20 protein-coding genes and 1 other annotated feature are annotated in these 25,044 nt (G+C 43.7%); of the genes, 13 read left to right on the top strand and 7 right to left on the bottom strand.

Features of this window, described 5'->3' with window-relative positions:
- Positions 1-19: 19 nt before the first annotated feature.
- Complete coding sequence (locus QFZ77_RS26240) at positions 20-3,166, bottom strand: transglycosylase domain-containing protein (protein ID WP_307443872.1); 3,147 nt, start codon at positions 3,164-3,166, stop codon at positions 20-22.
- A 128-nt stretch (positions 3,167-3,294) separates the two neighbouring features.
- Positions 3,295-3,579, top strand: a binding site (T-box leader).
- A 51-nt stretch (positions 3,580-3,630) separates the two neighbouring features.
- Here QFZ77_RS26240 and tyrS point away from each other — a divergent pair.
- The gene (tyrS, locus tag QFZ77_RS26235) at positions 3,631-4,890 is read left to right on the top strand and encodes a tyrosine--tRNA ligase (protein ID WP_307443871.1); all 1,260 of its coding nucleotides are present in this window, start codon (positions 3,631-3,633) and stop codon (positions 4,888-4,890) included.
- 46 nt (positions 4,891-4,936) lie between these two features.
- Here tyrS and rpsD read toward each other — a convergent pair whose 3' ends face one another.
- Entirely contained in the window at positions 4,937-5,536 is a 600-nt protein-coding gene (gene rpsD / locus QFZ77_RS26230) for a 30S ribosomal protein S4 (protein WP_057302933.1), read from the bottom strand.
- 352 nt (positions 5,537-5,888) lie between these two features.
- Between rpsD and QFZ77_RS26225 the strand changes: the two genes are divergently transcribed.
- The 4 genes from QFZ77_RS26225 (at position 5,889) to QFZ77_RS26210 (ending at position 9,596) form a co-directional block, all read left to right on the top strand.
- Complete coding sequence (locus tag QFZ77_RS26225) at positions 5,889-7,877, top strand: sensor domain-containing diguanylate cyclase (protein ID WP_307443868.1); 1,989 nt, start codon at positions 5,889-5,891, stop codon at positions 7,875-7,877.
- Positions 7,878-8,143: 266 nt separating this feature from the next.
- On the top strand, positions 8,144-8,821 hold the full coding sequence (locus tag QFZ77_RS26220; protein WP_307449867.1) for a TVP38/TMEM64 family protein: 678 nt from the start codon (positions 8,144-8,146) through the stop codon (positions 8,819-8,821).
- Positions 8,822-8,935: 114 nt separating this feature from the next.
- The gene (locus QFZ77_RS26215; RefSeq protein ID WP_171648663.1) at positions 8,936-9,184 is read left to right on the top strand and encodes an HPr family phosphocarrier protein; all 249 of its coding nucleotides are present in this window, start codon (positions 8,936-8,938) and stop codon (positions 9,182-9,184) included.
- 124 nt (positions 9,185-9,308) lie between these two features.
- The gene (locus tag QFZ77_RS26210) at positions 9,309-9,596 is read left to right on the top strand and encodes an Fpa/YlaN family protein (protein ID WP_307443865.1); all 288 of its coding nucleotides are present in this window, start codon (positions 9,309-9,311) and stop codon (positions 9,594-9,596) included.
- A 40-nt stretch (positions 9,597-9,636) separates the two neighbouring features.
- Here QFZ77_RS26210 and cax read toward each other — a convergent pair whose 3' ends face one another.
- Entirely contained in the window at positions 9,637-10,683 is a 1,047-nt protein-coding gene (gene cax, locus QFZ77_RS26205; protein ID WP_307443862.1) for a calcium/proton exchanger, read from the bottom strand.
- Between the two features lie 195 nt (positions 10,684-10,878).
- Here cax and QFZ77_RS26200 point away from each other — a divergent pair, with 195 nt between their 5' ends.
- Complete coding sequence (locus QFZ77_RS26200) at positions 10,879-11,259, top strand: Asp23/Gls24 family envelope stress response protein (protein ID WP_307443860.1); 381 nt, start codon at positions 10,879-10,881, stop codon at positions 11,257-11,259.
- Positions 11,260-11,278: 19 nt separating this feature from the next.
- Here the strand turns inward: QFZ77_RS26200 and ftsW are convergent, their stop codons facing one another.
- A complete protein-coding gene (gene ftsW, locus QFZ77_RS26195) occupies positions 11,279-12,457 on the bottom strand; it encodes a putative lipid II flippase FtsW (RefSeq protein WP_307443857.1) in 1,179 nt (392 codons plus the stop codon).
- Between the two features lie 13 nt (positions 12,458-12,470).
- Complete coding sequence (locus QFZ77_RS26190; protein ID WP_171648669.1) at positions 12,471-12,818, bottom strand: YugN family protein; 348 nt, start codon at positions 12,816-12,818, stop codon at positions 12,471-12,473.
- A 204-nt stretch (positions 12,819-13,022) separates the two neighbouring features.
- On the opposite strand from QFZ77_RS26190, the gene QFZ77_RS26185 reads away from it, so the two are divergent.
- From QFZ77_RS26185 to QFZ77_RS26165, 5 genes are all read left to right on the top strand, one after another.
- Positions 13,023-14,192, top strand: coding sequence for a M20 family metallopeptidase (locus tag QFZ77_RS26185; RefSeq protein ID WP_307443855.1), 1,170 nt, complete (start codon positions 13,023-13,025; stop codon positions 14,190-14,192).
- 63 nt (positions 14,193-14,255) lie between these two features.
- Positions 14,256-14,696, top strand: coding sequence for a CBS domain-containing protein (locus QFZ77_RS26180; protein ID WP_307443853.1), 441 nt, complete (start codon positions 14,256-14,258; stop codon positions 14,694-14,696).
- Positions 14,697-14,844: 148 nt separating this feature from the next.
- Complete coding sequence (locus QFZ77_RS26175; protein WP_307443851.1) at positions 14,845-16,950, top strand: PAS domain-containing protein; 2,106 nt, start codon at positions 14,845-14,847, stop codon at positions 16,948-16,950.
- Positions 16,951-17,123: 173 nt separating this feature from the next.
- The gene (locus QFZ77_RS26170; protein WP_307443849.1) at positions 17,124-18,272 is read left to right on the top strand and encodes a Gfo/Idh/MocA family protein; all 1,149 of its coding nucleotides are present in this window, start codon (positions 17,124-17,126) and stop codon (positions 18,270-18,272) included.
- 57 nt (positions 18,273-18,329) lie between these two features.
- The gene (locus tag QFZ77_RS26165; RefSeq protein WP_307443848.1) at positions 18,330-19,403 is read left to right on the top strand and encodes a Gfo/Idh/MocA family protein; all 1,074 of its coding nucleotides are present in this window, start codon (positions 18,330-18,332) and stop codon (positions 19,401-19,403) included.
- On the opposite strand, the gene QFZ77_RS26160 is transcribed toward QFZ77_RS26165, so the two are convergent.
- Both QFZ77_RS26160 and QFZ77_RS26155 read right to left on the bottom strand, forming a co-directional pair.
- Positions 19,348-20,274 (bottom strand): LysR family transcriptional regulator, encoded by a 927-nt coding sequence (locus tag QFZ77_RS26160; RefSeq protein WP_307443846.1) that lies wholly within the window; start codon positions 20,272-20,274, stop codon positions 19,348-19,350. The genes QFZ77_RS26165 and QFZ77_RS26160 overlap by 56 nt on opposite strands.
- Positions 20,275-20,551: 277 nt before the next feature.
- Positions 20,552-21,064, bottom strand: a complete 513-nt coding sequence (locus QFZ77_RS26155) for a thermonuclease family protein (RefSeq protein ID WP_307443845.1) — start codon at positions 21,062-21,064, stop codon at positions 20,552-20,554.
- A 174-nt stretch (positions 21,065-21,238) separates the two neighbouring features.
- On the opposite strand from QFZ77_RS26155, the gene QFZ77_RS26150 reads away from it, so the two are divergent.
- Complete coding sequence (locus QFZ77_RS26150; RefSeq protein WP_307443842.1) at positions 21,239-22,921, top strand: DNA repair helicase XPB; 1,683 nt, start codon at positions 21,239-21,241, stop codon at positions 22,919-22,921.
- A gap of 19 nt (positions 22,922-22,940) precedes the next feature.
- Positions 22,941-24,992, top strand: a complete 2,052-nt coding sequence (locus QFZ77_RS26145; RefSeq protein WP_307443840.1) for a helicase-associated domain-containing protein — start codon at positions 22,941-22,943, stop codon at positions 24,990-24,992.
- Positions 24,993-25,044 lie beyond the last annotated feature (52 nt).

The following is a 25,044-nucleotide window of genomic DNA, read 5'->3' as shown; positions in this document are numbered from 1 at the left end:
GGTCTTTATACATCATGATTTAGTTGTTATAGGCGATAGAAGCGGAGGGCTTTGACTCGCCCGCATCGTTGACAGCAGTTACTTTGTAATAACCGTTGTAAGCTGCTGCGTAGTAATGAAATTCAGTCGCATCCTCAACAGAACCAAGCTTCTTAAACGTTCCTTTTTCTTTATCACTAAAATAAACATTATACTTCTTCACTTTATCCTTAGACGCATTGGCTTTCCAGGTTAATATCACACCAGCGCCATCAGCTTTGGCTTTAATACCAGTTGGTGCAGAAGGGAGGTCCTTTGTGCTTCCGTTGTTACCGTTGTCAGTTCCGATGGGTTCACCGATTCCACCATTAGAGCCTGATGGAGGGTTAGTAGCTCCTGGAATTTGATTGCCATCAACAGAAGGTACGAACAATGAATCTAGCGAGCTTCCATCTGTATAGGAGGAACGGCTTGGTGCTGATTCTTTCCCCGCTACATCGACTGCTGTCACATAATAACCGATTAGGCTAGATCCGGGGATTTGATCAATAAATTTCGTCTCAGCGCCTGCCAAGACAACTTTGCCGCCCATGAGCTGGAACTTGCCGCGGTTATCGGAACGATATATGCGATAGCCGACGATATCAGGATTCGGACTTGCCTGGAAGGAAATAGTTGCCGTGTCACCGGACTTGGTTGTTACAACGTTCGTTGGTGCTGCTGGCTCTTTACCGTCATCAACCCGAGGGTCAACTTCGGATGGTGCGTCATCGTCATAATCTGTAGGCTTATAATTATCGATCGGTTTACGGCTTTTTTCAGGAAGTTTACTCATCGCTACTTCGATTTCTTTGAGCAATTGACTGATCGATTTTTGCCTCTTAATGACCGTTTTCTCTTGCACGAAATCCGCCGGTGTATTGTCTTGCGCCATGTAATTCAGTCCGTTAAATGAACTGATTTTCATCCTTACCATCACATTGTCGACTTCAGTAGGTACATATTTCTTGTTAAAAAGATCAGTAACTAGAAATTCGGACTTAGACGTTAATTCACTTGGCAACTTGCCGGATAAACTGGATACGGTTGCCGAGACAATCCCATCCGGTTTGGCGAATGTTTTGGTAGGGAATAGATCAGGTTTTTGTTCGATCGTTCGGTTCATGATGAGTGCCCATATATCTTTGGCGTGATAAGTTTGATGCGTTTGCGATGTTTTCGTTGAAGATGACAGCTTATTAATCGGTTGATCATAGCCGATCCATACGCCAACCGTGATATCTGGGGTAAACCCCATGAACCAAGCATCCGCATCATCCTGCGTAGAGCCAGTTTTGCCTGAAATCTCAATTTTGCCGTATGATTTATAATTTTTCATCAAATCTGTCGCTGTACCTTGGCTAATCACCGTTTTCATCATATCCGTTATTAGATATGCACTTTGTGGAGAGTAGACAGGGGTAGGCTTCAGATCATGCGTATAAATCGTTTTGCCATTCGAATCTTTGATTTCGCGAATCATAAACGTTTCATTAAATACGCCTTTATTCGGAATAGAAGCATAGGCGCCGGTGAGTTCCTTCACCGAAGTTCCTTTGCTTAAACCGCCGATTACGCCGGTCTGCGCATAATAATCTTCTTTTTGGATGGACGTGATACCGAGTTTTTTTGCAAAATCCCAGGAATCATTAATACCCACTTTATTCAAAAATATATCAATGGCAGGAATGTTATATGACTGGTTTAAAGCTTTTCTTGCTGTCATTAATCCGTGAAACTTGTGATCCCAGTTTTCTGGAAGATGAAAGCCTTTGACACCGTCTTTTAGAATAATAGGGATATCATCCACGATACTAGCCGGTTGAATAGCCCCTTTCTCTAAGGCTGGTATATAGGCGGCAATGGGCTTCATGGTTGATCCAGGCTGTCTGAATGCTTGTGTGGCGTGATTGAGCTGCTCTTCGAAGAAATTGCGGCCCTCAATCATCCCTTTTATAGCGCCGGATTTAGAATCGATCATGATGGCCCCAACTTGTTCCATGCCTTTTTTATCATCCGTAGGGGCGAAGTTTTTATCGTTATTCGATATCTCATGCATGGAATCATAAATCGTCTTATCTATGGTTGTATAGATTTGATATCCACCACGTAAGAGTTGAGTATGTATGCCTTTTAATGCTTCATTATAAGCGGCCTGATTTTTCTTAGGATCAAGCTCAGGCTTCTGGATCTTCAATAAAATTTCAGCTGCTTCTTTTTCCGTTTCAATCATTAGGTAAGGATAAGTCGTATAAGCCTTTTGAGCCGCAGGGGGCATGGAAGCTTTGAGATCAAATTTAAGGGCATCTTGGTACTGTTCATTCGTAATTTTCTTTTCTTCCAGCATCCGTTTGAGTACTAATTGTTCACGCGTAACCGCCTTTTTGAAACCTTCTTCATCAAAGTCAGGCTTACTCGTGAATGCAGAGTACTGCGATGGGGATTGTGGCAGACCGGCTAAGTAAGCGGCTTGAGCAACGTTTAACTTATCCAGATCGTCGATGTTGAAGAGGCCTTTGGCAGCCGCTTTAATCCCATATAGATTATAACCTGTCGCGCCATTGCCATAAGGGATTTTGTTCAAATAAGCGAGCAAAATTTCATCCTTGGACATTAGGCGTTCCATCCGCAGAGCGAGCAGCAGCTCTCTTGCTTTACGGCCATCATCGCGGTCTAGCGTAAGAAATACCCGTCTGGCAAGCTGTTGCGTAATCGTACTGCCGCCGGTTTGAACTTCTTCATTCAGCAGCTTCTGTGTTACTGCGCGATAAAGTCCGCGGATATCGATCCCGCGATGGTTGTAGAAGTCTTTGTCTTCAATGGCAAGGACAGCGTCTAACAGAAGCTGCGGAATGTCATCTAGCTGAGCGAGACGCCGGTCTTCTTCAGTTCGCAATTGCCCAATCACGGTGTCATCATTGAAATAAGCAAAGCCTGTGACTGCATTTTCCTGCATCTGCTGACGTATGGATTCTTCGGTGCGTACAGGATCTTTTTTGACTAGGGCACTCACATACCCGAATGCGGCGGATCCACCGACAATTCCCGCCAAAAAAGCACTAATGATGGTCCATTTTAAGGTAATCCAAGTTACTTTGAATGTCGTTCTCACCCAAGGGCGATTCCATTTAGCGAAAAAATTGCGCATAAGTTCCAATATCCTCCTTACGTGAACCCTAATAGTATACCATAATTGCACCTTGTGCGGTAATGATGAAGCGAAGATACGATGCCGACTTGGTTTGACAACACCCAGAAACATATGATAAATTTTTATCAAATGCGTAGAAAGATCAGCAGTAGGTAGCTTGTGGATGCTTTCAGAGAGCCGGTGGAGGGTGCGAACCGGTACCTGCAGGTTAGTGAATTACGGTCTTGAGCAGTGAATGGGAACCTGCAGCAATATCAGCTGCACAAGTAGTATTTGCCGATTAAACCCCGTTAAAGGTTCTTGAGTGAAAATAGCTAGCCGTGCACATAACACCTAACACCTGTTATAGATGTACGTAACTACTGTTTTAATTAGGGTGGTACCGCGAGTCAAGTCTTCTCGTCCCTTTGTGGATAAGAAGGCTTTTTTGTATTTTAAGGAAAAAAAGGAGATGGATGAACATGGATATTTTGAAGGATTTGGAGTTTCGGGGGCTGCTTCATCAAATTACGGATCGAGAGGGCTTGGACAAAAAGCTTAGCGAGGAGCGTGTTACGCTTTATTGCGGCTTTGACCCGACTGCGGACAGCTTGCATATCGGCAGCTTGCTGCCTATTCTAACGCTTAGACGCTTTCAGCTCGCTGGCCACGTTCCTTTGGCACTCGTTGGTGGGGGAACAGGTCTGATTGGTGATCCAAGTGGAAAAGCCAATGAGCGAACACTCAATGGGCCTGAAGTTGTCGAGGCTTGGTCACAAAGCATTAAAAATCAGTTATCTCGCTTTCTCGACTTCTCCACTGAAATAGAAAATAGTGCAGAGCTTGTCAACAATTACGATTGGCTTGGATCGCTGAACGTCATTGAATTCCTTCGTGATGTAGGCAAAAATTTTACCGTTAATTACATGTTGGCAAAGGATTCTGTTGATTCACGGATCTCCAAAGGGATCTCTTTCACAGAGTTCAGCTATATGATTCTGCAATCTTACGATTTCCTCAAGCTCAATGAAATGAAAAATTGCTCTGTGCAAATTGGCGGAAGTGACCAATGGGGTAATATTACGGCTGGTCTTGAGCTTATCGGTAAATCCACAGATAAACGTGCTTACGGGGTAACCTTGCCGCTAGTGACAAAGAGTGATGGTCAAAAGTTCGGAAAGACAGAAGGCGGAGCTATTTGGTTGGATGCAAGCAAAACGTCTCCTTACCAGTTCTACCAATTTTGGTTGGGTACAGCCGACAATGATGTCATCCGTTTCCTGAAATATTTTACTTTCGTTTCTCATGAGGAAATTGAACGTCTCGAAGAAGAAGTACAGGCTCAGCCTGAGAAGAGGGAAGCTCAGAAATTACTTGCCCGCGAAGTTACGAAGCTTGTACACGGTGGAGAAGCGTTAGAAAGTGCTCTTAACATTACAACAGCTTTATTCAGTGGTAATATTCAAGAGCTTTCTCGTACGGAGATTGAAGAAGCGTTCAAGGATGTACCATCTGCAACCATAGATCAAGATGATATTGCGTTGGTTGATTTACTGATTTCCGTTGGAGCGGCACCATCCAAACGTCAAGCACGTCAAGATATTGAGAGTGGAGCTGTCACGGTCAATGGCGTTAAAGTAACGCAATTCGATGCCGTTACTAGAGATTTGGGTAGGCTCGGAGAGTCTTATATCATTATTCGCCGCGGTAAAAAGAATTACTACCTTGTACAGTTTGCTTAACGAAAAAAAAAGCCCCTTAGGGAAATCCCTGAGGGGCTTGCTTTTATTAACGGCTGTAGAACTCGACGATTTGTTTCTCGTCAATTTCTTGTGGAAGCTCAGAACGTTCTGGCAAACGAATGTACTTGCCTTCTACGCTTGCGTCGTTAAACTCAAGGTAAGTTGGCAGGTAATTACGGTTAGCAAGAGCTTCTTTCACTGCGGAAAGACCTTTGCTTCTTTCACGAAGAGCAATAACGTCACCTGTAGATACGATGTAAGAAGCGATATCTACTTTTTTGCCGTTCACAGTTACGTGACCGTGAGCAACTAGTTGACGCGCGCCTGCGCGGGAGTTGGAAAGACCTAGACGGTAAACCAAGTTGTCCAAACGGCTTTCGAGTAAGATCATGAAGTTCTCACCGGAAATACCTTTTAGTTTAGAAGCTTTATCGAACAAGTTGCGGAATTGTTTCTCGTTCAAACCGTACATGTGACGAAGCTTTTGTTTTTCATTTAATTGAACGCCATAGCCGCTCATTTTTTTGCGTTGTCCTGGGCCATGTTGACCTGGAGGGAATGGGCGTTTCAAGTCTTTACCGTTACCACTCAAAGAAATACCAACACGACGGCTTAATTTAAATTTAGGTCCTGTATAACGTGACATTTAGGAAAAACTCCTTCTTTTCAACAATTAGTTTAGTAGATAGCATCTAGATGTCAGGGTGAAGACAAGTGCCTGGTTTTGCTTACGAATCATAATGTGATTCCCTGACAAGAGTAGTTCAGCCGCTGTCTTGGCAGGAGCAAAAGCAGTGAGGGTGATCACAAATGGCATTCACCGAAATCATGTTGTTACTCGACTTCTAATTTTATTAAAAACAAGGGCATGTGTCAAGTCTCAATCCTTTAAAGTGATTCTAAAATATCGTGCAATAAGCATAGAAAAATAGTATGATAAATGAGGTAAGATTTAGCCTGGATCAATAGGACTACAGTTTGTTGGTGAAGGAGAGCCTATGAGTGAATCACTTCGTAGTATGAAACAACATAGTCGTGCAGAACACTTCGAAGAGTTTCTTCGGCAAGGACTTGTTCTTTCTAGCAACTTTTCCTATTGGGAATCCAATTGTCATCATGCAGTACAAGATGCTTTTGATGAATGGATTCACCAATTCGGGCAAGCGATGCTACCGCCTCAAACCGCACTGCTATGCGTGGATACGGATCTGAAAGTGGTTAAGGCTTGCTCCCATGATACACTTCTTACTGATGCATTGCTGCAAGTAGGAGCACCATGGAGCTATGCAGAACGCAATGACAATCCGTTGGCACGATGTGCTGAAAATCCAAAAATGCATATAATGACTAGCGAAGAAATGAGCGCAAAAGAACTGAAGTCCGTTTTGGCTGCTTCGATTCCAGTCCTAGATCCACAGGGAAATCCAATTGTATACTTGGGACTATTTACCCATACACTTGAAGAAGTAGACGAACTTACACAATTGTTTTATATACTTTCCCTTTCGTTCCAAGGCAGTGTGCAGAGCGTGGAGGATCGTCGTAAGTACGACCATTTGTTTATGCAGCATCTAAACAGGGAACTTGAGTTTAAGAAACATGATATTTTATTTGAGGCTTCTAAGAAGCTACACGCCAAAATTGATGTCGATTCGGTATTGACCGAAGTTATTGAGTGCATGCATAGCGTTTATCCCAATATACAAGTAGACTTATTGCTTTCACAAGATAATGACTCTACGAATCTATCCGTGAAGCCTTTGAATTTCCATAGTACGGAGGATGACATTCGAATACGTGCTTTTATGGAAGGGCATGTCATATTTGAACCTTCATCCGAGAATAGTGGCCCAAGTACGGGTCATATAGCTGCTCCATTATCTGGCAAACAGGGTGTATATGGTGTGTTATATATGACGTCTAAGAGCGATTTGATTCACGCTTCGGATTTGCAATTCATATCACTGCTTGCCGATACAGCCGGATCTGCTTTTGAAAACGCTAAACTGTATGAACAGTCCAATTTAATGATTAACGAGCTTCGACTTATTAATGAAATCACCAAGCAGTTAAATCAGAGCTTGCGTTTAAATGAAATCTTTAACTCAGCATCGAGCGAGATTTTAAGTATTTTTGGCGCGGATTATAGTTGTATCCTGCAAGCAGACAAAAATAGTGAGAATTTAATCGTGCAAGCGACTAATTTGCCTGCGATGTTTCATGAGACTTTTACCATAGATCAAGGCTTTTCTGGCGTCGTCTATACCTCCAAAGAACCGATTATTATTTCGGACTATTGGAGCAATGACAAGGTCAAGTCCAAGCTGATGCAGTTAACTAACTCTAGATCGCTTATTGGTTCGCCTATTCTCGTGAATGGACAAGTTGAAGGCGTTATTCTAGTCGTGCATAGCAAGCCTAATTTCTTCTCCTATGATAACTACAAATTACTGCAGGTTCTTTCGGGGCATATTGGTCTCGCCATGACGAATGCTTCACTGCATGCTGAAGTTAAACGAATGGTTATTACAGACAATTTGACAGGGCTTTATGTACGTCATTATTTGGACGAACAGGCTAATTCGATGCAAAAGAAGGACTTCTGCGGCTCACTCATTGTAGTCGATATAGACAATTTCAAACGGGTTAATGATACCTACGGTCATCAGGTGGGCGATAAAATCTTGATCCAGGTAAGTCAAATTATTAAGACTAGTATTAGGGAAAGTGATATTGCAGCAAGGTGGGGCGGGGAAGAGCTTGCGGTCTATTTACCCCAAGTTGCCAAGTCTCAAACGATTCGAATCGCAGAACGTATTCGTGTTCGTGTTCTTGAGGAGACAAATCCGCAAGTAACCGTTTCCTGCGGTGTTTCGGATTGGAATTGGGAAGAAGATAAGATTAGTGTAGAATCACTGTTCTATCGAGCAGATATGGCTCTCTATCAGGCTAAAAATAACGGTCGTAACCAGATTCGAATCGGTTAGTAAAAAGCACTTGTCTAAGGACAGGTGCTTTTGCTTCACTCTAACACTTTACATCAAGTACGTGGTTGCTCAATTTGCAAATAATGTCGAAAAAAATTATCTAGTCTAATAAATTTGCTTAGATAGGGTAAACTATATGAAGGATAGAAATAGGTTAGGGTACTTTAACGTTGTATAACCAGATAACTCCTCACTTTTCTCTTCCTGAACCTTCTGTAACATGTTACAATGGTTTGGTCTAAGGGAAGGATGGTCGAAATTTGTCGGTGTTGAACAGAAAGCACATTTTGCTAGTTTTTTTTATTGGTATTTTGCTCGTTGCTTTGATTGCCTTTTTATTTTATAACCCTACAGGCATTAAACTTACTCACAGTAATATGCGACAGCTATCTGAACATTTAAGGGATATTGGTTGGCCCGGTAAAATTATCGGAATGGCTTTAATTTTTTTTCAAACGTTCTTTCCGTTTATTCCATTTGTTGTTGTAGCAGGTACGAATGTTGCTATTTTCGGTATTAAAATAGGGTTTCTTGTTAATTACATAATGTCTTGTTTGGGAGCGGTTGCCTCTTTTTATTTTGCTCGCTATTATGGACATGCATGGGTAGAGAAAAAGCTGGAGCGATTTCCGTTAGTGACGCAGTTTAGTAAGCGGATGGAGAAACGTGGATTCCTATATGTCCTTTTAGGCAGATTGATTCCTATTTTGCCTTCCTCGGCGATTAATTTTGGTGCGGGGCTAACGCGAATGCGGTTTACTCATTTTCTATGGGGTACCTTGCTGGGGAAATTGCCGATCGTATTTCTGGAATCGATGATTGCGCATGATTTATTTCATTTCCAGAAATATAAGGGAAGACTACTTTTTTTGCTGGGTATTTTCGTTGTTTTGATTCTAGTGGGGAACGGCGTGAAGAAAGCCATCGCAACAAAGACGAAGTAAAGCGCTTCACTTGGAGAATGAAGGAAATTTTTAGTTGCGTTAAGTAACCTTTCCAAGTTATCATATAGGGAGCAAGGCGACCAATTCAGATGCGAATAAATGGAGGAATGAAATATGCCAAGTGCTAATAATGCCGCAATTGTTGAAATTTCACAAACAGCTAATAAATTCAGATCGTCAATCGTTCTCCAATATGATAATAAGTATATCGATGTAAAAAGTATCTTAGGTTTGTTTACTACATTGCTTAGCTCCAGCAATTATGATCTTCATGTTCATGGGCCAGATGCAGAAGAAGCGAAAATCGCTATGGCTGAAGTCTTCGCTAAACACAATTTAGGCGTAAACGTTGTTCAAGAATAAAGTTCATGCTTAAAGAAGGTACTCTCAGAATCTCTGAGGGTACCTTCTCTTGTATATTGATCCAATTTCGCTTAATATAGATCATATAAGGACGGATGACTATGCGTATAGGGGGAAGTTGGGAATGTCTTCATCTGATCTATTGCTGGACATGAATCAAAAAGCGCTTAATCTTCTCCAAGAAGATGCAGATAAAATCGAAAAACTAATCGAAGTGCAAATGGAGAATTTGACAACGCGTCAATGTCCACTGTACGAAGAAGTTTTAGATACGCAAATGTACGGACTTTCTAGAGAAATTGATTTTGCCATTCGAGCGGGACTTATTTCCGAAATGCCTGGTAAACTAATTCTCAGCAAGCTTGAACGTAACCTTGCGCAGCTATATGAAGCGTTGAATAACAAAAAGTAACCCTTCACAATGGGTTACTTTTTTTGTCTTTGTTATGTATTCAGACGAGGAAGAATACGACGCCTAGAATGATGTAGACAACGAGTAACAGGAGACCCTCATACCAGTTGGTGGAGCCATCTTGGGTTATCGACTTCGTAATAAAGACGGCGACTCCGATGGCAGCAAGTTCATAGGTGGTGAAGATAATGTTCATGGGTGTTCCACTTACGAAGAAACTGACAAGTACAAGCACAGGAGCAACGAATAAGGCGATCTGCAACGAACTGCCGATTGCTATTTCTACGGCTGCGCCCATTTTATTCTTCATGGCCATCATCACGGCTGCGCTATGCTCCGCGGCATTTCCGATAATGGCAATGAGGAATGCCCCTACAAACAGCTCTGACAATCCAAATCTATGGGTAACTTCTTCTAGTGTTCCAACTAACCACTCACTAGTGAAAGCTACCATGACTGTGGCTAGGATTAGAAAAAGAATGGAAGTTCCTTTGGACCACGCAGCCTCACCATGTTCAATGGCTTCATCAGAAAGTATATTTTTGTGTGTAACCATGGAGAATAGAAGCCAAAGCAAGTAGGCGACTATCAGTAATATGGCGACAATCATGCTCATTGTTGACGTTTCTTTGGTTGTTAATCCACCTGCGAAGATGGCTGGAATGAATAACGCAACAACTCCAAGAATCATTAAGGAAGAATTGTGTGATGCAAGTTTTACGTTAAATGACTGTTCTTTGAACTTTAACCCACCTGCAAATATACTCAGTCCCAGAACAAGCAGCAGATTACCGATTATGGCTCCGGTGAGACTGGCTTTAACGACATCGAACAATCCGTCTCTAACTAAGAAGAATGCAATTATTAACTCAGCTGCGTTACCGAATGTTGCATTGAGGAATCCACCTACGCGCTCACCTGCATAGTGGGCAACACTTTCTGTTGCTTTACCAAGAAATCCAGCTACAAAAATGATCGCTATACAAGCAATAACGAATTGAAGTGTTGAATTCAGATGCATGTAATGAGCGATACCCGTTGTAACGAAAGAAATGATTAACCCGATGTAAAACAATTTTCCTTTCAAAGTAAACCCTCCGACTCATTCTTTTATTGGTACTTTTTGACTTCTTTTAATATACCTACTTTGGAACCCAATGTAAATTCGATTTGTCTATTGTCGCTGTTCTTGCTTTCATCTAGTGAACTTATTACAATAGATTTATACCAGAGTGGAGAGACTTTGAGCTCCACCCAAAGATCTTATGAGGAGTTGATCTGTATGTCCGAAGACAATCAAACCGGTTTAATTCGTATTTCTGATGATGTAGTATCGACAATTGCAGGACTTGCAGCTCTGGAGACAGCAGGCATAGCAGGCATGTCAGGGGGTATCTCGGAAGGCTTAGCTAAGCGACTCAGTGGTAAGAACGTGCAGCGTGGCGTTTCTGTTGAGGTTGGGCAAGTAGAGGCAGCCATCGATCTACGTGTTATCGTTAATTACGGTTCCCGTATTCAGGATGTATGCAGGGATCTCCAAGAAAACGTGAGAGAAGCTGTTGAAAATATGACTGGACTAACCGTGGTGGAGGTCAACGTCAAGGTGGAAGGCGTCGCGTTCAAGGAAGATGAGACAGCAGACGATCCACATCGTGTAAAATAGCAAAAAGACCCAATCGATTTTACTGAAATCGATTGGGTCTTTTTTTGGGTTTTGCATCTTCTTTGTGTGTTTGTTCCCGAGATATACTGAGCAGGATCCCCATACTGATGAGAGAGACCATCATGGAGGAGCCGCCTGCTGATATAAATGGCAAGGTTACACCGGTAAGTGGAATGGATCCTGTAACGCCACCGATATTGATGACAGCTTGGAAGGCAAAAATACTCATAATGCCAACTCCGGCTACCATGCCGAACAAATCGGGACTGCGAACAGCGACGAGGATACCACGCCATATAAAGAGCAGGAAGATAAGGATAAATAGGGAACTCCCAATAAAACCAAACTCTTCCCCAATGATTGCAAAAATGAAGTCGTTATGAGCTTCAGGTAAATAATGCAGCTTCTGAATGCCTTGACCGAATCCTGCGCCAGTCAGTCCGCCGTGTCCGAATGCGAATAAGGATTGGACGACCTGATACCCAGTATCCGAAGTATCGGCCCATGGATCAAGAAACGAGGTTAGACGGTTCACACGGTAACTGCTCGACGTTTCTGCTGTGTTATTTTTTAGTAAGTAAAGAGTAACAACCATGGTGCCGATTGCAGCAAGGCCTGTCCCCAAAAAGAAGATATGCTTTAAGTTGGAGCCGCCCACAATGATGACAATGGCAGAACAAACTAGCAGGATCATACAGGAGCCCAAATCTGGCTGGAGCATGATAAGTATGCTGACAAATCCGACGATCACCAAGGCAGGGAGCAGCCCCTTCTTGAAATTACGGAACTTCTCTTCTTTATTACTAATGAGAGAAGCTAAATAAAGAATAACGATTAGTTTGGCAAATTCCGTTGGCTGAATGCCAAATTTACCTACATTAAACCAGCTAGCGGCACCATTTGATTTTGAAGTGAAAATAACAAGAACAAGGAGCACAACGATAACAAAGAAAGCAGGAATAACCAATTTTTTCAGCTTGGTGTAATGGAGGTTCATACAGAAAAGCATGCCGACTGTCCCTAATCCTACCGCCATGAGCTGCTTTTTTGTAAAGAACCATGGATCATTATTATATTTGTCATAAAAAGCACTCGTCATTGAGCTTGCACTGAAGACCATAGCAAGACCGAAACAAACAAGTACAAAGGTTAAAAATAGCAGCAGAAAATCCGGCGTTCCTCTTCGAGGGGGATTCATGCTGTTTCCTCGCCTAGTCCGCTAATAATTGCTGCAGCTGTGCTAATTTTTGATTGGAGATTTTGAGAACAGACTCCGGGATAGGAGAATTGTAATCTAAGCCATGCGGGAATGTTTCTTTACCTATGTAAGCTTCTTCTAGGAATAAGATTGCATAAGGAGATTCTAGTTTGCCGGATTCTACACGAGCATTTACACGTAAGAAATACACGGATTTACTTGCTTTATCTTCCATTTTAAAATCATAAGTAGCACGCGTGTATTCCCACTGCCAACGCACGAAACCAAGTTTAGTCGTTACTTCATCCAGGTGAGCCAAATCGCTTTTTAAGCCTTTTAGGCCAGTTGCTTCAATAATCACTTTTAACGCCTCCATATTGTACGTATGCATTCTTTATTCATGATAGTATGTTTCCAATGGTTCTGCAAGTCGATAACAACGTCAATTTTCTAATATTTGATGGCACTTTACAGATGAAACATGATCATTTATTTGGTAGAATAGGTTCAATGACACGGCAAGCGTGAAAAGTTAAGAAACAAGGATGGGCGGAGGATTTTCCTTATGAACGATTTTCAAGCAAGCTTACAAGCGAATTATGAAGAAATGGTTGCCTGGAGGCGCTACTTACATCAAAATCCAGAACTCTCTTTCCATGAATATCATACTGCTGAATTTGTGGCTAATCATCTAGAAAGTTGGGATATAGAAGTTCGCAAAAATGTAGGAGGCAATGGCATTGTCGGACTGCTCCGCGGCAGCAGCGAAGGTCCCACGGTTGCGCTTCGAGCAGACATGGACGCATTGCCTATTCAAGATGAGAAGAACTGTACGTACTCTTCGCTAACAAATGGCGTTATGCACGCTTGTGGACACGACGCACACACCGCCACACTGCTTGGTATTGCCAAGGTGGCGAGTCAGCATCGCTCTCAACTGAAAGGAAATCTGGTTTTCCTGTTCCAGCATGCTGAAGAAATTACGCCTGGTGGCGCTGATTCCATGATCCAAGACGGCGCTCTTGAAGGTGTTGATGCCATATTCGGCGTTCATCTATGGACACCATTTCCGGTAGGCCATTTTTATTCCAAAGCGGGCCCCTTAATGGCGGCACCCGACGAATTCACCATTCATATTCAAGGAAAAGGTGGACATGGGGGTTTGCCTCATCAAACCATTGACAGCATTTATGTAGCTTCTCAATTAGTTGTTAATCTTCAATCGATCGTGAGTCGACAAATAGATCCGATAGAACCATGTGTGGTCAGCGTTGGATCCTTCCACGGAGGCTCTAGCTTCAATGTCATAGCCGAAACAAGTGTGCTGAATGGCACTGTACGCACGTTCAATGCGGAACTTAGACAAGATGTGAAGCAGCGCCTCGAACGGATCGTACATACCACTTGTGAGATGAATCAGGCTTCCTATAAGATAAACTATAAATTAGGTTACCCTACGGTTGTTAATGACGTGAAAGAAGCAGAGCGCTTCTTCAAAGTTGGTACCGAATTGTTTGGGGCAGAAGCCGTGCACGAGTCTCCACTTATTATGGCCGGAGAAGACTTTTCCTATTATTTGAACCACCGACCAGGCTGTTTTATGTTCGTAGGTGCAGGTAATATGGAGGCTGGCATCGTACATCCGCATCATCATCCGAAGTTCGATATTGACGAGAAATCCATGCTAAATGCGGCAAATTTGTTGTTAGGAATGGCTTTGGATTATATGGCATGAATGCCGTGCTTCCTTTGGAGAATGCTATAGAAGTAAGTTAACTCCGAGGAGGGATTATGGGACATGGCAGGTAAAACAGTGAGGGACATCATGAGTAAAGATTGCGTGACCGTTACTCTGCAGGATAATGTCTACGAGATCGCTTTGAAAATGAAGCAGCACGATATCGGATTCGTTGCCGTTGTAGAGGGTAAGAAGCTCATTGGTGTTGTAACGGACCGTGACCTTGTTGTTCGCGGATACGCAGAAAAGCATTCTGGTTCTACTGCTGTCGATAAAGTAATTACGAAGGATATCGAGACAATAAGTCCCGATACATCTGTTGAAGAAGCCGCCAAATTGATGGCTAAAGATCAAATTCGACGTTTACCTGTAGTAGAGAATGGTGAGCTTGTTGGAATCGTAGCCATCGGAGACCTAGCGGTTCGCGGCAGCTTTGAGGATGAAGCAGGGGAAGCGCTTAGCAAAATTTCTTCAGATAAAACACTAGTCGGAAGTAGATAATCATGGTCCACGGATAATAATAAGCAACCTGTTTTCCATGCTATGGAGAAGGGTTGCTTTTTTTGTCAGGAAAAATTGTTATCTTTACTACCGATAAGTGATGAGAGATAATGATAGCGAAAAGGGTAGGGGAGGTTAACATCTTAGAATGAATAGGGTCGAAGACAGCGCATTTATTGGTGTGATTATTCTAGACGCAGGTTGGCATTATACATATATCAACGAATATGCAGCAAAAATTTTAAATCGTACGCCCAATGAATTATTGGGTAAAGTCGCTTGGGCAGAATTTCCTGCTGCGATACGGTACGCTTGTTACGATCAATTCCATAAAGCCCGTAAAAATAAGGAAGAAGTTCATTTTGAAGAATACATAAAATCATCCAATCAGTGGGTAAGGATAAGTGCATATCCATTTGAGGGGAGCTTGCATATTGCACTCCGTAAACCGGATTTTGCTGAAATTAGTTCATTGCTAGAAAGTGAGTATTATCTAAAATATACAGAGAATTTTCAAGATTTAATCACGTTGACTTCCGTAGATGGTAAATTTCGATATCTATCCCCTGCTATTCATCCGCTGCTCGGTTATGAGGTTGATGAAATGGTCGGTACTCGTATCTTGACGTATTGTCATTCAGAAGACATAGAGATTCTGAGGAACATTCTTACGGATGAAAACCATTCGGTTGTTGTAGACCAAGGGATGATCACCTGTCGTTTCTTACATAAAAAAGGTTGGTACGTGTGGTTTGAGAAAAATTTCAAATGGATGTTAGACGAAGATGGTAAGAGAAGTCAGATATTGGGCATTTGGCGTGATATTACAGAACGTAAGCTGGTCGAGGAGCGTTTTATTCAAGCACAAAGGTTGGGGCAATTTGGCAGCTTTGAACGATATCTGAACGATGAGTATTGCATGTGGTCCGAGGAGATGTACCGTATCCATGGTCTTGATCCTGTAGATTCCTTGGAATTAAGCGAAGCTGTTAAGCAAATTGTATCGGATGATCGCGAGAAAGTAGCACTTGCTTTTGAGACAGCTATTCAGGTTGGACGATCAGAAGTCGAGTACAGGATTGTTAGAAATGATGGTGAGGTACGCTATCTTAAATCTCAAATCGAGCGAGTCATCCGCGATAACGGTCGTACGGCTGTACGGGGACTCATTCACGATATTACAACATATAAACAAATTGAAGCTGAGCTTAAAAGAAGTAAAGACAATTTGGAAATTGCGCAAGAAATCGCGGGATTGGGTCACTATGATTGGGATGTGATCAGGAATGATTTGTATTGGTCAGATGAGTTGTTTGTGCTTTTTCGTATGAGCCGTGAAAGTTTTGGGAATACAATAGAAGCCTTTTTTAATACGGTTCATCCGGATGATACAGTTAAAGTGAGAGAGGCAATTCGTGAAGCTCTGCATGGCGGTCTACTAGATTTGGTGTATCGAATTATTGTGAATGAGACTGAAGTTCGCATGATTCATACCATGGCCAAAACGACCTATGACGAATGGGGGAGACCGCTGCGTCTATTTGGAACGGTGCAGGATATCACCATACAGAAACAGACTGAAGAGCTTCTTCGCAAAACGGAAAAGTTGAATGTCGCTGGACAATTGGCAGCAGGTATCGCGCATGAGATCCGTAATCCGCTTACGGCACTCAAAGGATTTGCTAAGCTGATGTGTCATGCAAACGAAGAAAGCAAGCTGCGGTATTTTCAGATCATGCAGGAAGAATTTAACCGGATTGAACTGATTTTGGGAGAGCTTCTGATTCTTGCTAAGCCACAAGTAGTAGAGTTTCAACCTCATGATACGAAGGCTATTCTAAGCGAAGTCATCGAACTACTGAATACAGAAGCAATTATGAGCAATGTGATCATCGAACTAGATTGTGAACCTGATCTTCCTCTGGTTAAATGTGAGAGAAATCAATTGAAGCAGGTTTTCGTGAATATGATTAAAAATGCCATTGAGGCGATGCCAACAGGAGGCTGCCTGAATGTATCTGCGAAAAAGGTTGCGGGCGGTGTAGCTCTTTATTTCGCAGATCAGGGATTAGGTATATCGGAGGAGCGGCTGCCGCGCATAGGGGAACCCTTTTATACGACGAAAGAGAAGGGTACCGGGCTCGGCGTAATGGTTAGCTTCGCGATTATCGATGAACATCAAGGACATATCGAATATCAAAGTAAGCTTGGCGTTGGCACCACAGTGCTTATCCAACTGCCAGCATTTTCGTAAAAAAGAGAGGGAATGGACCGGGGAACTGGTCTTTTTTCCATTTGTACATATTCAGTAACTGTCAAAGTTCGCAATAAGGTGGTCAATCTGCGACAAGATGCGGTCTTCTAAATATGCTACATTGATAACGTGTTCAATAATTGTGAATCTAACAAGAAAAAGGTGATAACTATATGGAGAAAGTAAGGATTGGTATTATTGGTCTGGGCAATATGGGAACCGGACATGCCAAATATTTGGTGAACAATGAAGTGAAGGGTGCTCAGCTAACCGCTGTTTGTGAGTTCAGAGCGGACCGCTTAGAATGGGCGAAAGAAAACCTAGGTGAAGGCGTCCAACTATTCGACAATCTCGATACATTCCTTACTTCGGGGACAATTGACGGTGTATTGATTGCGACTCCTCACTATGATCACCCAGATGTAGCTGCCCGTGCATTTAAAGCCGGACTCCATGTGTTGTGTGAGAAACCAGCAGGTGTTTATACCAAACAAGTTCGTCAAATGAACGAAGCTGCGCAAGCTTCAGGTAAAGTATTCAGTATGATGTACAATCAACGTACAAATCCATTATATAAAAAGTTGAAGGATTTGGTTTCTTCCGGAGAGCTTGGTGAAATTCGCAGAACGAACTGGATTATTACGAATTGGTACAGATCCCAAAGCTATTACGATTCAGGCGGCTGGCGTGCAACATGGGCAGGCGAAGGCGGCGGTGTACTCATTAACCAGGATCCGCATCAGCTTGACTTGTGGCAATGGACGATCGATATGATGCCTAAACGAGTTCGTGCATTTTGTTATTTCGGAAAGCATCGCAATATCGAAGTAGAGGACGATGTAACCGCATTCGTAGAGTATGAGAATGGCGCTACGGGCTTATTCGTTACAACAACTGGCGAAGCACCGGGTACGAATCGATTCGAGTTGTCCGGTGACCGCGGTAAAATTGTGATCGAAGATGGCAAGCTAACTTTCTGGCGTTTGCGTGTATCCGAGAGAGAATTTAATGAAACCTACAAGGGTGGATTTGGCCAACCAGAGTGCTGGAAGTGCGAGATTCCAATTGAAGGGCAAGAAACAGGCCACAAAGGCATCACGCAAAACTGGGTGGATGCCATTCTACATGGCACGCCATTGGTTGCTCCAGGGGAAGAAGGAATCAAAGGTCTGATGCTATCCAACGCCATGCTGTTGTCGACGTGGACGGACAATTGGGTAGATCTGCCGATTGACGAAGAACTGTTCGAGCAGCATTTGCAAGAGAAAATAAAAAATTCCACCGTCAATAAAGAGGCTGGCTTTAAAACACTTGTGGTCTAAATAAATGAACACCCCGCGCTAATGCGTACATGGGTAGGATAGTGGAGGAATTGGGACATGCAGAAAAGCGATGGAATGAACTACGCACCAAAAGGGAAGCCGAACATTGTCGTTCAAAAAGGGGAGTTCGTTTTCGCGGCGATTGCCTTGGATCACGGTCATATCTATGGTATGTGTAATGGTTTGCAGGAAGCAGGAGCAGAGCTCAAATGGGTTTATGACCAGGACGCTGCCAAGGTAAAGGCTTTCGTAGAGAAGTATCCTCATGTGAAAGTTGCTGCGTCTGAGCAAGAAATATTTGACGATGCCGAAGTCAAGCTAATCGCTTCAGCTGCTGTACCTTCTGAACGCGGAGCGTTAGGTGTCCGAGCGATGGAGAATGGTAAAGATTTTTTTACAGATAAAGCTCCTTTCACAACATTAGATCAACTGGCTGCCGCCAAGGCAACTGTTGAAGCTACGGGTCGCAAATTTGCTGTATATTACAGTGAGCGTCTCCATGTGGAGAGCGCCGTTTTTGCGGGACAGCTCATTGAAGAGGGTGCAATTGGCCGTGTCGTACAGGTCATTGGTTTAGGGCCGCACCGATTGGGTGCATCGAATCGCCCTGACTGGTTTTTCAAGAAGGAAAATTATGGCGGCATTCTCTGTGATATCGGCAGTCATCAAATCGAACAATTTCTGCATTATGCAGGGTGTAAGGATGCTACCGTTGTAAGCAGCAAAGTGGCGAATTACCATGCGAAGGATTATCCGGAGCTGGAGGATTTCGGTGACGCTACACTGATCGGGGACAACGGAGCGACAAACTATTTCCGTGTGGATTGGCTTACACCGAGTGGTTTGGGTACTTGGGGAGATGGACGGACGGTTATTCTAGGAACAGAAGGATATATTGAGCTGCGTAAATATATTGACATCGCTCGCGATCCGCAGGGAGATCAGTTATACCTGGTCAACCAGCAAGGAGAAAAGCACTACAGCCTTCATGGACAAGTAGGCTTTCCTTTCTTCGGCCAGTTGATCTTGGACTGTCTGAATCGTACAGAGCATGCCATGACACAGGCGCATACGTTCAAAGCAGCAGAGCTGTGCTTGATTGCTCAGGCGAATGCAATCCGTGTGGAGTAGGCCTACACAATAACTGGATAAAAGCCTTCATGGGCATCGATAATTGCCTTTTGGCATGATAACACAGCTGTACGTTTAGCTTAAAATTCGGGTAGTCTAGCGGTAAAATTGCTAGCTGCCCGTTTTGCGTTTCAGCGGTAACGGTCGTTTTGGGAAGCAAGGAAAGACCCAGTCCATGCATCGCGCATTTTTTGACCGTTTCATAGTTATTAATTTCATAGGCCAGTGTATATTGGATTTGGTGTTTGCGCAGCATCTTTTCGAAAAGATTGCGGCACCGGCTTCCTACTGTCGACATCAGAATCTCGCAGCCGTTTAAATCTTGTGGAACAATGGATAATTGGGCTGCTAACGGATGATCCGGCGAGGCAATAATGACGAATTCCTCTTCTTGAATATTTTCAAATATCAAATCAGGGTCATGTATTTCACGTTCAACAATGAACCCCATATCGCATTCGCCTGCTTTAAGTGCCCGATAAATATCATTCTCGACAACTTCGTTGATGGTGATCGTAATTTGCGGATAGCGCCTCTTGAAAGCTCCTAAATACGGTGGCAGCATATATGAGCACATGGTTGTCTCATGTGTGCCAATGATAAAGCTCCCCGTCGTTTGACCCGCAACAGTTATCTTCGATTCCTCTACTAGTTTGACAAGCTTGGAGGCATATCGGAGTAAAATGTCGCCGGCTGGCGTCGGTCTCATCTTTTTACCGACACGTTCAAATATTTCGATACCATATTCCATTTCTAACTTTTGAATTTGGGATGTCACACTAGACTGAGCATATCCGAGACTTTCACCGGCCTTCGTATAGTTTTGCCATTTGGCGACTTCAAGCAGCGTTTTATACAAGGTAAGATCCATCCTAGTCGCCCTCCAATCATCACTTTTTCCGATGGTTACTATCATTAATTATAGATAACTCTGGGAGTTCCTGCCATGGTAAAATCGTTCTCAACCAAAGGATAGGGGGAGTTACCATGTGGAATCAATACGAAATAGAGAAAAGATTTGAGCAGCATATAAGAGAAATAGAAAAGCGCTCAAGAAGGGCCCATTGGTACGAAAAGAAGGAGAGAAGGGGCTTTCACTTCCTCCCGATTGCTGGGATGCTTTCGGCACTTGCCTTGGTAGTTATCGGTTATTTTTTGGTATCGAATGCTTTATCGTAATCCTTCCATAAGCCTTTCTTTTTATTACGGGCTGTTTCTTGATCTTTCTTAAAGGCATCCACGTACTTGACGTTCGGAGGATATGTAGCGATCCGCGCATACCCCTCTTGAACCAGGGTACGGTTAAACAGTTCTTCTCCGATCCATACGTAAACGAGCAAACGATCATATTGATCCTTTTTATCTACATCAAATTCAAGCTCGACGGTTTCCTTCTCCAATCGCTTCTTCGTATAAGCACTTGCTTCTTTCCCATAAAACATTACCGGTGTATTAGGTTTCTTCGTCTCAGGTGTGTCCACACCAATTAATCGAACTTTCTCTTTCTTCCCCTTTATTGTGACCTCAAGCGTGTCACCGTCCACGATACGTTCCACTTTTACACGCTCTCTGCCAGCTACAGCTGCGGGTTTACTCCCACAAGCAGTCATCAAGATAGCTAGACTTAGCAGTACAGCAAGAGAGATTTTCCATTTGCGCATGAATGACCTCCTTAGAGTTTTCGTAAGAAAACTTTCTTCGTAAGCATAAGCTGAGTTTTCCTTTAGGAAAACTTGCATCGTAAGCATTTCCTTAAGTATGTTTTAGACGTTAGCATGGTGGGGATGTTTAAATCAAGTGCTTTCCTTTCATACTAGGAAAAAAGGAGGCAGCACATGATTGCCATGGATCCTACCCGTCCGCTGATTGTACAGAGCGATTTATCGATATTAGTGGAAACGAATCACCCGGAATTTGAAGCTATAAGGGGGACCATATCCCGTTTCGCGGATCTGATCAAAAGCCCGGAGCATCTCCATACGTATCGGATTACGCCATTATCGCTATGGAATGCTTCAGCGGCAGGGATGCCAATAGAAGAAATGTCGGTTTTTTTACAGCGATATGCGAAATTTGGTGTTCCTCCCGCGGTACTGAGCAGTATACGTAAATATGTGAAGCGCTACGGCATACTGCGTATAGAGAATGTCGGAAATGAGCTCTATTTAGTTAGCGATGATACGGTCGTGTTAAAAGAAATTAGCGCGTACGATTCGTTGAAGAGGTATTTAGAGGATACCCGCGGAGAGCGCGCTATTGCTATTTCTCCGATTTCACGAGGTGTCTTGAAGCAAGAACTTATCAAGCTGGGGTATCCTGTTGAAGATTTGGCCGCTTATCGCAGCGGTGAGTATCTTCCGATTCAGCTTCGGAATGAAGATACGATGGAAGCGCCGTTCCAGCTGCGTGATTACCAAAAGCATGCTGTAGATGCTTTTAACCGTGTAGGAGAAGGCGGCAGCGGTGTGTTGGTGCTCCCCTGTGGAGCGGGGAAGACAGTGGTCGGCATTGCTGCGATGGCCAAGTGCAACTGTGCTACATTGATTCTGACAACCAATGTTACTTCGGTGAAGCAGTGGAAGCGTGAGATTTTGAGCAAAACGGGCTTAGCGGAAGATCAGGTAGGGGAATATAACGGCACAACGAAGGAAGTAAGGCCCATCACGATTGCGACTTATCAGATTTTGACGCATCGAGGGAAGAAAGAAGACGAATTCTCTCACATGCGGCTGTTTAGTCAGAGAGACTGGGGGTTGATTATTTATGATGAGGTTCATCTTTTGCCAGCCCCCGTTTTTCGGGCCACAGCAGAGATACAAGCGACTCGCAGACTCGGGTTAACGGCTACATTAATTAGGGAAGACGGTCGAGAAGAAGACGTTTTCTCACTTGTAGGACCGAAGAAATATGATATGGCTTGGAAAGAGCTAGAGTCAATGGGCTGGATAGCCAAGGTCGCCTGCAAGGAAGTACGAGTGCCTCTATCGGCTTTGGATCGGGATCGTTATGGAGCCTCAGGTGCTAGGCAGCAGTTCAGGATTGCTGGAGAAAATGCCGCTAAGCTAGACGTTATTGACCACTTATTGCTGCTTCATGCTAATGAACAGACGTTAATCATCGGCCAATATATTAGTCAGTTGGAGCTTATCGCTGCCCATACCGGCGCGCCTATGATCAGCGGTGGAGTGGCGCATGAACTCCGAGAGGAACTATACGACCAATTCAAGAAGGGTCAGCTGCCCCTCCTTATTGTATCCAAGGTTGCCAATTTTGCAGTGGACCTGCCCGATGCCGTCGTAGCCATTCAGGTGTCGGGCAGTTATGGTTCGCGGCAAGAAGAGGCGCAGCGGCTTGGGCGCATCCTTCGACCTAAGAGCAGCGGTACGAACGCAGCTGTCTTCTATTCTCTGATTAGCGAGGATACGAAGGAGCAGGATTTTGCTATGAAAAGGCAGTTATTTCTAGTTGAGCAGGGCTATCAATATAGCATAACGAGTTGGAATCAAGCGGCAAAATGACGACGAGAAGGAGCATAGGATGAGATTTGAACATATCGATAGGAAAATGCCCCGAGAACTGAGGGAGCTCATTATTGAACAAAAATGGTGCAGTTCTTTCCTAGAACAAGGTGTGGCATTTCCTGATTTAATGACGGATCGGAAGTACCTTGCTGAGTTGAACCGGCATTTGTCATTGGATGAAAAGCATACTCTGCGTCTCATATTATCCACTTTCGGCTGTGAACCGTTTACAAAAGACGCGTTGGAAAAGCAAGCAGCTCTTCGTATGGCGGGTGCGCAAGTCGCTCTAGGCCTTGTAGGACTTAGAAGAGCAGGCGTTATTGCGGCTTTTCGCAAAGCATGGGGGGAGCAACTTTTTATCCTGCCTGAGGATACTTTTGCAGCGTGGCACCTGTTGTTATTTCCGTCAGATCAGCTTCAAACAGGTAAAGAGGATTTGGCTCTTGAGCTGTGGGAAGCCGGGAGCTCTGGTCAATTAAACACATCAGATGCAGCAGCGCCGATTAATCCTAGAGGCTTGGCACAGCAGCTGTTTCATTTTCTGGTGGCTTGCAACCAACAGCCATCGCTACCTCTCACGAACAAAGGGATTTTACATAAAAAGCAGCTGCAAAAGCTAACGGAACATCTAGCCTTGCCTAATGATATTTTACGCTCTGCTGGGCTTACTTACGCATTTAGAGACGTTTATAACGAACCTGCCGCGCTAATGATTGAAATGGCTATTCGCATGGGTTTCCTTTCTATTCATAGTCAAGGTGACCGTTACCTTTTCAACCAGCAGGCCTGTCTAAGATGGCTTCAGGACTCCTACGATAAGCAGCAGGGGCAGCTATATCAGATTTGGCGTCAACTGTTGATTCCTGCACCTGTCTGGCTTGAACATGGCATATCATTGATGGAGAGGGGAGAGTTCGGACAGTGGTATGAAGTGGACACTATTGTGAAAGAAATCCGTTCTTGCTGTTCCTTCGGGGGACAGGTGATGGGTGAATCATCGCTTCGCAAGTCTATCATGACTACATGGATGGCTCCTTTGTCTGTTTTTCGTTTCATAAAGTTGGGTACCGATCAGGATGATCATCTATGGTTTCGATGGTTAATCACACCGATACAAGAGGCCTCACATTATAAGGATGATGGCCTCAGATCGTCAGAAACGCATGTTGAGGTGCATCCCTCGCTTTATGTGCAGCCGGATTTCGAAATGTTACTCCCCCCTGACGTATCGCTTCGCACAGAATGGGATATCGCGGCTTTCGCTGACCTCAAAATGACAGATCTTGTTCGTACCTATCGCATAACCAAAGAAAGCTTCTATCGTGCTTGTGAGAAGGGTCTGAGCAGCGAAGAGATGATTCGGATGCTGCACGAGAACGCACTCTACGAAGTACCTGCACATATAACGCTTACTTTACAGCAATGGGGGGAGCAGGCCGGTAAGCTGTATATCGAAGAAGTAACACTGCTTCGATGCCGTTCCGAGGATATTGCAGAGGCACTGCTTAGAAACGAGAAATGCCTTCCACTTCTCGGGGACCGCGTTGGCGGCTCAGACTTTATTATTTTGCGTCAACATCTTACAATGCTTACGAAGTGTCTGGAGAATATGGGTTTCAATCCAAGAAGCAGCCGAAAAGATGAGAACTCAGTGATTTCCAATCCCTTGATTTCGTCCGAAAATCAGACAGGTGGCCTTTGTTATTCACGGGATACCATTCAGCTCTATGAAATGGATACCCATTTGCCGGAGCGGTATGAATTGTATCCGGATATGCAGGATATTCCTGTAAGCTGGATTAAGGAAATCCGTGAGTATCATGGCTCTACACGCAAAGAGATGATCCGCAAAGCTATTGAATGGAAAAGCGTTCTGCAGCTTCGTAAAGAAGGGCGAAATCGCTTCATTATCCCCCGAATTCTTCGCGAAGAACGGTCGGGCTGGATATTGGAAGGACTGGAGGAATATCAGGAGATTTCTTTGGCGAGCGAGGATTGGGAGGAAATGAAGCTTATTTTGCCTGGTATCAATGATGAAGGTGTTTATACATTGGATGGAATGAGCTAATGATCAAATGAACGAGGATTTCGCTGCAAAGAGAAAAGGAAGAAACTCTTGG

The organism is Paenibacillus sp. V4I3 (assembly GCF_030817215.1).
In the GTDB taxonomy this organism is placed as follows: Bacteria; Bacillota; Bacilli; order Paenibacillales; family NBRC-103111; genus Paenibacillus_E.
This window is presented reverse-complemented; position numbering and strand designations above follow the sequence as displayed.